At 53.0% G+C, this 11,148-nt stretch carries 9 protein-coding genes; 3 read left to right on the forward strand and 6 right to left on the reverse strand.

Translation table 11 applies throughout. The features are described 5' to 3' along the window. Window positions 1-5: 5 nt before the first annotated feature. The 4 genes from JYB63_RS23490 to uvrB form a co-directional block, all read right to left on the reverse strand. Entirely contained in the window at window positions 6-1,874 is a 1,869-nt protein-coding gene (locus JYB63_RS23490; RefSeq protein WP_205656652.1) for a sensor histidine kinase, read from the reverse strand. A 2-nt stretch (window positions 1,875-1,876) separates the two neighbouring features. Continuing rightward, entirely contained in the window at window positions 1,877-3,088 is a 1,212-nt protein-coding gene (locus tag JYB63_RS04815) for an ABC transporter substrate-binding protein (protein WP_205656653.1), read from the reverse strand. Between the two features lie 41 nt (window positions 3,089-3,129). Next, window positions 3,130-3,750, reverse strand: a complete 621-nt coding sequence (locus JYB63_RS04820) for a response regulator (RefSeq protein ID WP_205656654.1) — start codon at window positions 3,748-3,750, stop codon at window positions 3,130-3,132. A gap of 161 nt (window positions 3,751-3,911) precedes the next feature. Next, on the reverse strand, window positions 3,912-5,927 hold the full coding sequence (gene uvrB, locus JYB63_RS04825; RefSeq protein WP_205656655.1) for an excinuclease ABC subunit UvrB: 2,016 nt from the start codon (window positions 5,925-5,927) through the stop codon (window positions 3,912-3,914). A gap of 234 nt (window positions 5,928-6,161) precedes the next feature. On the opposite strand from uvrB, the gene JYB63_RS04830 reads away from it, so the two are divergent. The 3 genes from JYB63_RS04830 (at window position 6,162) to mepK (ending at window position 9,726) form a co-directional block, all read left to right on the forward strand. Further along, window positions 6,162-7,343, forward strand: coding sequence for a pyridoxal phosphate-dependent aminotransferase (locus JYB63_RS04830; protein WP_336510852.1), 1,182 nt, complete (start codon window positions 6,162-6,164; stop codon window positions 7,341-7,343). A gap of 361 nt (window positions 7,344-7,704) precedes the next feature. After that, the gene (locus JYB63_RS04835) at window positions 7,705-9,009 is read left to right on the forward strand and encodes a L,D-transpeptidase family protein (protein WP_205656657.1); all 1,305 of its coding nucleotides are present in this window, start codon (window positions 7,705-7,707) and stop codon (window positions 9,007-9,009) included. A gap of 114 nt (window positions 9,010-9,123) precedes the next feature. Continuing rightward, window positions 9,124-9,726, forward strand: a complete 603-nt coding sequence (mepK, locus tag JYB63_RS04840; protein WP_243431800.1) for a peptidoglycan L,D-endopeptidase MepK — start codon at window positions 9,124-9,126, stop codon at window positions 9,724-9,726. A 58-nt stretch (window positions 9,727-9,784) separates the two neighbouring features. Here mepK and JYB63_RS04845 read toward each other — a convergent pair whose 3' ends face one another. Next, window positions 9,785-10,069: a hypothetical protein gene (locus JYB63_RS04845; protein ID WP_205656658.1), complete on the reverse strand. Its 285-nt coding sequence runs from the start codon at window positions 10,067-10,069 to the stop codon at window positions 9,785-9,787. 85 nt (window positions 10,070-10,154) lie between these two features. Further along, entirely contained in the window at window positions 10,155-11,132 is a 978-nt protein-coding gene (locus JYB63_RS04850; protein WP_205656659.1) for an alpha/beta fold hydrolase, read from the reverse strand. Between the last annotated feature and the right edge of the window lie 16 nt (window positions 11,133-11,148).

The following is an 11,148-nucleotide window of genomic DNA, read 5'->3' on the forward strand; positions in this document are numbered from 1 at the left end:
TGTGTTTAATCCTGCTGTACCGCTGCGGTATTTGCCGGCAGTGAGATCTGGAATTCAGTGCCCTTGCCAGGCTCGCTGGTAACCTTTATCGAACCGCCATGCTTTTCGATAATGCCATGGCTGATAGAAAGGCCCAACCCGGTACCTTCACCCACTTTTTTGCTGGTATAGAACGGCGTAAACAGGTCTTTCATGTTGTCGGCAGCGATCCCACAACCTGTATCCCGAACGCTGATTATTATCTGACCGTCACAATAACGGCTGGCTATAAATATATCCCCGCGGGTCTCAATCGCCTGTACGGCATTCATCAGTAAATTAATAATCACCTGCTGAAGCTGGCCGGCATTGGCATCAATTTCCGGTAAATCACCATAGTCTTCATACACAGAGGTTTTGTATTTCAACTCGTTCCAGATGACCTTCAGGGTATCCTGAATAATGACATTCATATCCACCCGGGCCATTTCCGTTTCACCCACATGGGCAAAGCTCTTCAGGTTAGTAACGATATCCGCCACCCTTTCAACCCCGGCTGTGGATTCACTGATCAGTTGCGGTGCATCTTCCATGACATAGTCAATATCAGCGCTCTGCCTGAGTTCAGCCAGTTGCTTACGTTGCTCAGGAAAGGCTTCCAGCCATGCTTCACTGTGCCGGTCAATGAACTGCTGATAGCGCAGCATAGATGCCAGGTATCCCTCAAGGGTGCCCAGATTACTTTTGACATAACCGATCGGGTTATTGATTTCATGAGCAACCCCAGCTGCCAGCGTACCCAGACTGGCCATTTTCTCTGCATGGACCAGTTGATCCTGGCTTTGCTGCAATTGCCGGTTCATGCGGGCAAGGTCCTGATTAGAATGCTTTAACTGCTGTTCTCGCCGGTCGATCCGTCGCAGCATCCGGTTAAAGCCTCTGGCCACATCCTGAACTTCCCGCCATGCACTGGTTTCATCGATCGGGTCTTTGTTTTTACTGACACTCAGGCGGCGTATCTCCTGCTGCAGATACAGAATCGGCCGGGCAATCGCCCTTTGTCCCCAGCGGTAGGCCAGCAACACCATGGCGATGGCCACCGATGCCACCAGCAACACCAGTTGCATCAAAATTTCCCAGCGCTGGTTATGCATGGCTGTATCGTCTACCTGAAACTCAAACCGCAGGTTCTGTGCCGGCCAATCAGCCAGGTACACCGCACCGCCCGGTTGTGGCTGGCCGTAATGGGCCACTTCCTGATCCCCCTGCAGCAGGCGAATATACATATCACTGAGACGCTCATTCAGTTGGTAATCGTTACTCATGGCACTCAGGGGGATTTCTGTAATCAGTGCCCCTTCCGCAAATCCCTGATATTCCACCGGAATGACAATGCACCAGTAATATTCACCGCGGATGGCATGCAGCATCACCAGTTCGGATACCTCACCGCTGATCACTTTTTGCATCCATGGGGCATGGCTGTAATCCGCCTCCAGTTCCGGCCGGGTCGAATAAACTGTACGCCCCTGAAAATCCACCAGGGTTTCTTTATAACGACGGCCAATCACCGAGAGATTCTGCATAAAGTCACTGACATAGCCGCGCATCTGTTCAGGCTGCAGTACCCCCTGACGCATCACCGGGAACGCCGCATGGTCACGTAACACGATCATTTGATTGGCAAGAAAACGTTCAAACTCAGCCACCAGAATCTGGCTTTCATGATGCAGATGCTCCTGCCGCAACTCCTGCATGACACCGTTAATCCGTAAACCAACCAGCAGCACCACCAGAATGCCCATGATCGCAATACTAAGGGCGGTCAGGCGGGCAACCCCTCTGGCAATACTGGGTTTACGTGCATTTTGCTGCGGTGCTTGCTGTACTGACATAGTTATTCAGACTCCAGAATGATATTCCCCTGCCCGTTGTAGCGGGCCATGCGCAAATCCTCAGTCCCGAGGGCCTCATGGGCATCCGGCTGATCCGGGCTGAACGCAGAAAAAGGTTGCCGGTAGGTTTTGATCAGCCCTTCAACCGGTACCTGCAACCGGTTAAGCGCAGCGCGGATAGCCGCCCGGTCAGCGATCACATCTCCCGTCAGCCCCGCCTGTTCGATGGCGGCGATCATCAACCGGGTCAGGTCATAGGCATGAATAAATCCTGCCGGGGCCTTAATATCCCGGGCGCTGATCACATCGGAAAAGTTCTCGCGGGTTTGTTGCAGCACCTGCTCTGCCAGCGGCGTCCGGGGCAATTCGAGAAATGAAAAACGGGTCTGGATAAATTTAAGGTCAGCCTGCTGGCGGGCTTCAGCAGATACATCTGTGGCGAAATCGCCGCCGGTAATCCCCCAGTGACTGCGAACCGGTAACTTCAGGGAAGGATCTTCCGCCATTGCCTGCAGCAACACTTTGCCTTCCGGCGCGTTGGCCACCAGAAAGATCACATCCGCACCGGAGTCACGGGCCGTACGTAAAATGGTTCTGGCATTGTATTGCCCCAGCGACCAGTTAAACCAGCTGACCCCGGCCGCCTTCAGGTTTCTGGCTGCCAGCGCGCGGAGCATATTTTTTTCGTTTGAACGTCCCCAGCCGGTATTTTCAAGCAACAGATAGGGACGGCTGAAACCTTCAGTATCCACTGAGTAGGCAGTGATAAACTCACCGGCCTTACTGTCATCCACCGACAACCGGTAGATCCAGTTTTCCGCCTCTTTACTGCGGGTAATAGGCGCCGCTGCCGCCCAGGGGTCCAGTAACAGAATTTTTTGCCGGTTAATGAATGACTGATTCGCCAGCAGCGGAGGCGAATGCAAACCGCTGAACACCAACAGGCCCCGATCATCCTTCAGAAAGGCTTCCAAGTTTACCTTGCTGCGGGACGAGTTGCCCCGGTGATCCCGGATTACTATTTCAAACAGATAGCCTTCGATCAGAAAGTCACGTTCCTTCAGCGCCGTATAAATGCCCCGGTAAATCGATTCAGTTGCCTGCCGCGAAATGCTGTTGTCCGCATCAATATACAGCCGCATGAGGTTATCCCGGGCGAGAACCGGCCATGCCAGGACACACACCATCAGAAAAATGATCAGACGTAGCTGCATATCGGTTACTCCCTATTCATAAGGCAAATATGTTCGGACGTTCAGGCTTCCTTACGGTTTGAATTCATGACCAGTTGTTGTGCCAGTTCCCGCAGCCTCTGGTTATCAAAAGGCTTGGCCAGAACCTCATCGGCACCGCTATCCAAAGCCTTTTTCAGTGCAGCCGGTGGCAAGGCAGAAATCACCAGAATCCGGCAGTCACTAATCTGCCGGTTCCCCCGGATATAGCGGATGACTTCATAGCCATCGAGCCCGGGCATACTCAGATCCAATAACACCAGATCCGGCTTTTCCTGCAGCATCAGGCTACCGGCCTGAAATCCGTCAGCCGCTTCATGTAACTCCCAGCGTAATGGCCGTAATACCCGGTTAATGGCCCGGCGGACATCTTTTTCATCGTCAACAATCAGCACCTTAGGAACACTGACGCCTGCCGTTTCTGTTGCAGAAGGTTTGCCTTCAGGGCTGGCTGTGCCCTGCAATTCAGCCGGAACAGGCAGCCCGTTTTCTTCCAGAAAGGCGATAAAATCACCTTCCTGTACCCGGTGATTGCCCCCGGGCAAGCGGAATGCTTTCAGCTTGCCGCTGGTGATCCAGCGCAATACCGTTCGGGGATTTACGTTACACAGAGTGGCAATCTTGCCACTGGTCAATGTCTGCATGGAGGCTCCTTTATTCCTCTCTATACTAGACACCTTTTCAGACAAATGCGACTTATCAGACAAACCGGACATTCAGGACATATCCGACAAGTTAAGTTTATTAAGCAAACCGCAGGCACAAAAAAGCCCGGCAGGTGCCGGGCTTTCCGTTAAGTTCGATCTTATAAGCCGCTGTGCTTGAGCTTTTCCAGCTGATCCCGGAAATGGGCGGCTTTCTCAAACTCAAGGTTTTTCGCCGCTTCATACATCTGATCTTCCAGCTTGCTCATGGCTTTAGCCAGCTCCGGCCCGCTCAGTTGTGACGGATCAACATTGTACTCTGCGGTCGCTTCAGCCACCTTCTTCGCCGCCTTAGTACTCTTACGGCCCGGAATAGACGAAGCCCCTTCCATAATGTCGGCAACCGACTTCTTAATGCCCTGCGGCACAATGCCGTGTTTCTCGTTATGCAGCATCTGCTTTTCACGGCGACGCTCGGTTTCATCCATCGCCCGCTGCATGGAGCCCGTTACCCGGTCCGCATACAGAATCGCCCGGCCATTGATGTTACGGGCCGCCCGGCCAATGGTCTGAATCATCGAGGTTTCAGAACGCAGGAAGCCTTCCTTATCTGCATCAAGTATGGCCACCAGCCCTACTTCCGGCATATCAATACCTTCACGCAGCAGGTTGATCCCTACCAGCACGTCGAACTCACCGATCCGCAGATCGCGGATAATTTCCACCCGTTCCACGGTATCGATATCCGAGTGGAGATAACGCACCCGAACCCCGTGCTCATCCAGATACTCAGTAAGGTCTTCCGCCATCCGCTTGGTCAAGACGGTAACGATGACACGTTCTTTATTGGCGGTGACTTTATTAATTTCACCCAGCAGGTTATCGACCTGGGTTTGTGCCGGCCGCACTTCCACCACCGGATCCAGCAGACCGGTTGGGCGTACTACCTGCTCCACCACCTGCCCGGCATTTTCTGCCTCATATTTACCCGGTGTTGCGGAGACAAAAATCATCTGTGGAGAGACAGACTCCCACTCCTCAAAACGCATCGGCCGGTTATCCAGCGCAGACGGCAGCCGGAAACCGTATTCCACCAAAGTTTCCTTACGGGAACGGTCACCTTTATACATGGCACCTAACTGCGGCACCGTCACGTGGGATTCATCAATGACTACCAGTGCGTTGTCCGGCAGGTAGTCGAATAATGTTGGTGGTGCTGCACCGGGATCACGGCCGGACAGGTAACGGGAATAGTTTTCGATCCCCGAGCAGTAGCCAAGCTCCATGATCATTTCCATATCATAGAGGGTGCGCTGTTCAAGACGCTGGGCTTCCACCAGTTTATCGTGGTCACGTAACTGCTTAAGGCGTTCCTGCAGTTCCACTTTGATCTTGTCGACCGCAGCCACCAGAATTTCCCGCGGGGTAACATAGTGGGATTTCGGGTAAATGGTTGCCCGGGGCACTTTGCGCAGCACTTCACCGGTCAGCGGGTCGAAGTAGCTGATGTTTTCCACTTCGTCATCAAACAGCTCGATACGCACCGCTTCTTTTTCGGATTCCGCCGGGAAGACATCAATCACATCCCCGCGCACCCGGTAAGTACCCCGGTGCAGCTCGATATCATTACGGGTGTACTGAAGCTCAGCTAAACGGCGCAGAATAAAGCGCTGATCAATCTCATCGCCCCGGTCCAGATGCAGCATCATACCCAGATAAGACTTAGGATCACCCAGACCGTAAATCGCCGATACCGTCGCAACAATGATGGCGTCTTCACGTTCCAGCAGCGCTTTGGTGGCCGACAATCGCATCTGTTCGATGTGATCGTTTATGGATGCATCTTTCTCGATGAAAGTATCTGAAGAAGGTACGTAGGCTTCCGGCTGGTAATAATCGTAGTAAGACACGAAGTACTCAACCGAGTTATTCGGGAAGAACTCTCTGAACTCACCGTAAAGCTGGGCTGCCAGGGTTTTGTTATGGGCCAGCACGATGGTTGGCCGCTGCAGCTCTGCCACCACATTCGCAACGGTAAAGGTTTTGCCTGATCCGGTTACCCCAAGCAAAGTCTGCGCAGTTAATCCTGCATTGATACCCGTAACCAGCCCTTCAATTGCGGTTGGCTGATCGCCGGCCGGCTGGAAATTCGACTTTACCTGAAAGCGTTGCTTCATAATGTGAGTTCGCTTGTGCTGCTGCAAAAATAAGAGAATCGGGGATTATACCCGGCAGGCCGAAAGAGGGACAAACGAATCTGTAGCACGAATTTAAAAAACAAAGCGTTATTTCACAAATATGTCGCTTTTTTACGGTTCAGGGGGATGCTTCCTCACATTGGTTTCCGGTATGATTGTGCGGTTAATCGACCGTGGAATAAATCCACATTTTCAGAGGATATGGGCTTGGATATGCAACTTTCCGACCGCGTAAACAGTATCAAACCTTCCCCGACACTGGCGGTGACCAACCGTGCTGCCGAATTACGTGCAGCGGGTCAAAACATTATCGGCCTGGGTGCCGGCGAACCAGATTTTGACACCCCGGAACACATTAAAACCGCAGCGATTACCGCGCTGAACAACGGCTTCACCAAATACACCGCTGTTGACGGTACGCCAGCTCTGAAAACCGCGATTATTAATAAATTTAAACGTGATAACGGCTTTGATTACGAAGCTAACCAGATTCTGGTGTCATGTGGTGGTAAGCAGAGCTTCTTCAACCTGTCGATGGCCCTGCTGAACAAAGGTGATGAAGTCATCATCCCTGCGCCGTACTGGGTGTCTTACCCGGACATGGTTCTGATGGGTGAAGGTAAGCCGGTTATCGTGACCACTGAACAGGCTGCCCGTTTCAAAATTACGCCGGAACAGCTGGAAGCGGCCATCACTGAACGCACCAAGCTGCTGGTTCTGAACAGCCCCTCTAACCCGACCGGTGTTGCTTACGAACTGGACGAGCTGAAAGCTCTGGGTGAAGTGCTGAAGAAGCATCCGCACGTGATGGTTGCCAGCGATGACATGTACGAGCACATCATGTTCGACGACAAACCATTCGTGAACATCCTGAATGCCTGCCCTGAACTGTATGACCGTACCATCGTACTGAACGGTGTATCCAAGGCTTACTCTATGACAGGCTGGCGTATCGGTTACGCAGCAGGTCCTGCGAAGCTGATCGGTGCAATGAAAAAGATTCAGTCTCAGAGCACATCAAACCCGACTTCTATCTCTCAGGTAGCAGCTGAAGCTGCGCTGGAAGGTGGTCTGGAATGTGTTAACGAAATGCTGGTTGCGTTCCAGGAACGTCGTGACTTCGTTGTTAGCAAGCTGAATGAAATCGAAGGCGTTGACTGCCTGGACGTTGATGGCACGTTCTACGCGTTCCCAAGCTTCCACGCTGTTATCGACAACGATGACCGTTTTGCTGATGACATCGCACTGGCTGAATTCCTGCTGCAGGAAGCCGGTGTTGCACTGGTACCGGGTTCTGCGTTCGGTGCACCGGGCAACATGCGTCTGTCTTTCGCTACCTCTATGGATGTACTGGACGACGCCATCGGCCGCATCAAGAAAGCACTGCAGGGCTAATTCTGCTGCTAAAAGAAAACCGGGCAACTGCCCGGTTTTTTATTGCCTGTCCGCTATAAAACAACCGCAAAACAGCCATAAAACAGCCGTTTCATTTTGACATCCGGTCAGAAAATAACTTGAAGAACACTCCAACCCGGACTGTACTTACCGGTACTTAGATTCATTTTGAATAGTGTTTTTAGCCGCTACATAGCAAGACCGCAGCATGACCCGGGAACATCTCAGCTGCTCGCCACTATGCAGTAATTCTGTGGGAGCCACCGGAATAAAGAACGACTGACAGCATACATTTTGCAGGCACTGCCCGCTTCACCACCGACAGTCGCTGACCGGCTTCACCCGCAGGGAGGAGTATGTCATGTTTTGCCGAACGATCCGTCAGCCAGCACTGCCCCCGTTTACCTTGCACACTTTCGTCTTCTTTCTGCTGCTCTGCTTAGCAGCAACAGCATGTGCCAACCGCCCTTCTATTACCCCCCTGGATACCAAACCCTACGATTTTAAAAACCTGCAACAGGCAATCGGCTTTTATCAGACCCTGAGTACCTTGCCCTGGCCCACTCTGCGGAAAACCAACAAACTGCTACGGCTGGATGACAACCACCCGGATCTGGCAATCATGCGCCAGCAGCTGTTACTGCTGGGTGATCTCTCCGCGCCGTATACCGATCCGGACACTGCTGGAAGCAATGAGTATTTCGACATTCATCTGGAGCAGGCGCTGATGCATTTTCAGCAACGCCACGGCATTAAAGTGGATGGCATCCTCGGCCCGCAAAGCCGCAAAGCACTGAATATTCCACCGGCCCACCGCATTCAGCAGCTAGCCCTGAACATTCATCGCCAGAACCAGTTTGCTGAGAAAATCAGTAACCGGTTTATTCAGGTGAATATTCCGGAATTTCGTCTGCGGTTATTTGATCAGCAGAAACTCCTGCTGGAGATGAAAACCATCGTCGGCAGAAAAACCCGTAAAACCCCGGTATTCGACACCCATATCCAGGCACTGGTAATTAACCCCTCCTGGAACGTGCCCCGCAGCATTGCCTTCAAAGATATTCTGCCCCGTTGGCAGGCAGACCCGGAGTATCTGGCACGGAAAAACCTGCAGGTACTCTCCGGCTGGCACTCATCCACCCCGGTTGCTGAGGAAAATATAGATCTGAATAAAATGTATCAGGGTGAAGAATTCCAACGGTTATGGGAACCGCCCGGCGCCGGCAACACACTGGGACGGATTAAGTTTGTCTCCCAAAGCCAGTATGCAATCTACCTGCACGACACCTCCGCACCGCGGCTGTTCGATGAACACCGCCGGGCATTCAGTTCCGGCTGCATACGGGTAGCTAAAGCACGGGAGCTGGCAGACACCCTGTTGGCACTGAGTGAACCGGAAACGGTACCGCTGGACCCCATACTTGAGCATTCCGAAACCGAAACATTACCGCTTCAGGAACCGGTTAATCTGCATGTTACCTACTGGACGGCCTGGATTGCCCCTCAGGGGACATTAAATTTTCGCGAAGATTTGTATAAACGCGACCGCTGGCAAATTCAGGAACACCAGCAGCAACTTGCTGATATCATAAATAAAACCACTGCTCAGCCGGTACTGGAGACCGCACAGGCAGACATATCATCATCGCCTGAAGCACATAATTAGTGATCATTTTATGTACAGCACAGGTGCTTTCGGGCATAATCCCCAGCCATGATTCAGGGCGGCCAATGCGGCCGCCCTGGTAGTATTCGTTGACTGGTAACACCCACGCACACTATGTCTAAACAGCTTCACAGCCGCAGAAAATTTCTGCGCACCCTCAGCGGCTTCACCGGCCTGTCTCTGGCCCCTAACGCCTTTTCACAGATCAACCAGATGCAGATGCCTGCCCCGTTAGCATCCGGTAAAGAAATGCCACTAGCTTCTCATGCAGACAAGCAACTGGATTTCTTACACCTACATACCGGTGAATCCCTGTCGACGACGTTTTTCAGTGGCAACCAGTTTGTCGCTACAGAAATGTCCGACGTGAACTACCTGTTACGGGATCATCATAACGGTGAGGTATATACCATGAACCCGGAACTGCTGAACCTGTTGTACGACGTACGTACCGCACTGGGAACTAATAAACCCTTCCATGTCATTTCCGCTTACCGTTCACCGGCCACCAACGAAAAGTTGCGCAAGAACAGCACCAAGGTTGCGAAAAAGAGCCTGCACATGCAGGGCAAAGCCATCGACATCCGTATCCCGGGAGTTGATGTGAAAGACATCCAGAAAGCAGCACTGGCTGTTAAAGGCGGCGGCGTTGGTCTCTATACCCGCAGTGACTTTGTTCACCTGGATGTGGGCCGGGTTCGCCGCTGGGGCAAATAGAAGCAACCAGGTAAAACCAGCTAAGTAAAAACAGCCAGGTAAAACCCGGCAAGCAAAATCAGGAACCGGCAGCAGTCCCCTGCCGGTGCGGCCAGAGCAGCGCCGACAATCCTGTCAGCGACAGCAGCCCCAGCAAGACAGCCGTTCCCGCATTCTCTGAAGACAGGTTGAAACCGCCGCCGAGTGTGCCGGCGGCGATCAGCAGAATCAGCGCAAATACCGACAAGATGCCCGACACCCGGGCGAGTGCAACCGCCAGGGTATTCAGTGCAGCGACCTTCACCGATGCAGCGACCGTACCGCTGAGCAGAAGCCCGGCGATCGCCAGCACCAAATCAGCCATCGTGAACCCTTCACCCTCCGACGAACTGAACAGCAAAACCCCGGCTATAAGCACAACCAGGATGGCAAAGCCTAACTTAAGCCGGTTAACCAGCCGAACAGGCAACATCAGTTTCACTCACACGCAGCAAGCCTGTCAGCCGGCTAATAAACCAGTCATGCATGCTGTCGGGTAAGTCATGCCCCCAGCCTGCCAGCACTTCCAGACGGGCACCGTCTATGCTGTCGGCAATGCTTTGTGCGCAGGCAACCGGAAAGATCGGGTCCGCTGCACCGTGAAATATCAGCGCCGGCGCGGTTATCGACCGGTTAGCTTCCCGTAAATCAGAATGACAGAGAATCGCCAGTAACTGGCGCATATAGCCTTCAGGGCAATAACAGCGGCTTAGCGCCTGCTCCGCCAACTGCAGTTGCTGTTCATCAGTCGGCCGATGGTCTGTGCCGGTGTACAGGGCACTCTCTGCGGCTGAAGCCCGGACCATATCTGCAAATGTATTCGGGTCATCAGGAAGGCTTCTCGGTGCTGCCACCGGGGCCTGATTATCGTCATAGAGTAAATGCCAGCCATGGCCTTTGGGTAACTGAGGATCAAGCGAGGTGGAAAACACCACGCTCAGACTCAGGGTTCTCTCCGGCCAGTGAGCGGCAAAAATCTGGGCGATCAGCCCTCCCATTGATCCGCCCAGAATATGGGCTTCAGGAATCTCCAGCTCGTCCATCAGACGCGCCACATCTGCTGCCATATCCGTGAGGGTATAAGCCGGGGTAACGGTTTCTCCCCGCCAGGCCTGCTGTAATCGTTGCGCCAGCATGTTGCCGGTCAGTGCCTGATGTTTATCAGACAGTCCGGAATCCCGGTTATCAAATACCACCACCCGGTAACCTTCACCGGCGATACGCTGCAACAGATTTTCCGGCCAGTGAATCAGCTGTGATCCCAGCCCCCGGATCATCAGCACCACAGGATCAGCCACATGACCATACGCCTGCCAGTAAAGGCCGCTGGATTGCGCATATCCCTGGTCGACGGGTCCGGTTAAAACCGTATTATCTGTCTGTAGCATCACTGTTCCTGTTAAG

This window comes from Aliamphritea spongicola (assembly GCF_017051665.1).
In the GTDB taxonomy this organism is placed as follows: Bacteria; Pseudomonadota; Gammaproteobacteria; order Pseudomonadales; family Balneatricaceae; genus Amphritea; species Amphritea spongicola.